Source organism: Pseudoalteromonas sp. AOP7-A1-14 (assembly GCF_052376275.1).
Taxonomy (GTDB): Bacteria; Pseudomonadota; Gammaproteobacteria; order Enterobacterales; family Alteromonadaceae; genus Pseudoalteromonas.
Window position 1 is genome coordinate 1 of the sequence record NZ_JBQSVO010000250.1, and the last position, 1,194, is coordinate 1,194.

Here is a 1,194-nt window from a genome sequence, read left to right on the forward strand (position 1 = left end):
CAGGGCGGGAGCATACTTTGATTAATTTATAATCCAAAAAATATTCTCGCCCGATAATCATCACTCCAGCTTGCCTTTTTGATTTTGCTACGTTGACTTGGGGCCCCGCATTCGCATTGCCTCAAAATGTTCATTACAAAGCGCCTAAATAAAGCGATGTTTTCAACTGCACCCTCTAACGCTATTCTTGAATCATCTTCTTTGAAAACAACATCTAAAACATAATGCTGGCTATTTTCAATACGCCAATGTTGCCGTATATAATGCCCTAGCATTTTGTGTTTAGGTGACATTGAACTTATGTAATACGACGTGTCTATACTGCACTTATTCTTTACTGTTCTGTGGCGTTCAACTGCGATTATACTTCTTATTGTTGGCCACTTCTGTGCAAGCTCTGTCGGCAGGTTCGCTTTTAATTGATAGACGTAGCGCTCTTCTTTGCGACCATGGATCTCTTGCTTAATGTGTGTGACGACTTTTTCTTTATTTGCATCAAATACTGCTTGAAATGAATTCGATACAGCATCAAACAATTTGGGTTGATTTTTCTTAACCTGAACAACTACATGTGCCTTTTTATCTGAAATTATTTCGAGTGTTTCACGTTGGCAATGAAGTGCATCCATCGTGATGACACTTCCTTTTACATCAAGTATATCAAGCATTTGACGAACAACACTTATTTCGCCGTTTTTTGTTTTTGTCGGTTTTTGACTCAATACTAACCCTCGCTCAGTATCGTACGCCGTTACTAATTGCAGTGCTGTTTTTCTATCATTTCGATAAGAGCCGCGTAGCACCTTGCCATCAAAGGCAATAATGGGTTTATTTAATGACTGGCGCTGTTCATTTAACCACAAGGCTAAAGCTTCTAATAAGGATTCCGCAACAACACTGCGTAGTATACGTGCTATCGTATGCCGCCGAGGGATACCATGTCTGAAAGCTCGGTACTGTCTGAGCCATGATAGCTTTTCATCACCATAAATTTCAATATCTTGCCATCCCTCACATCCTGAGGATATGGCTGTAATTATCAAGAACATAACATCAATTAGATTATGTTTTTGGTTGATATCAGAACGTGTTTCTTCAATAACAGTAAGGTGGTCTAAGATGCTCAAAATTGAATGCTATAAGTGAATTTTCTCTATTAGATCATATTTTTATTTAAAGTGCGATCCCGCCCTG

At 38.9% G+C, this 1,194-nt stretch carries 1 protein-coding gene; it reads right to left on the bottom strand.

Going from position 1 to position 1,194, the window contains the following annotated elements; translation table 11 throughout:
- Nucleotides 1–26: 26 nt before the first annotated feature.
- Nucleotides 27–1,127 (bottom strand): ISAs1 family transposase, encoded by a 1,101-nt coding sequence (locus ACT3RM_RS17935; RefSeq protein WP_192543258.1) that lies wholly within the window; start codon nt 1,125–1,127, stop codon nt 27–29.
- Nucleotides 1,128–1,194: the final 67 nt, after the last annotated feature.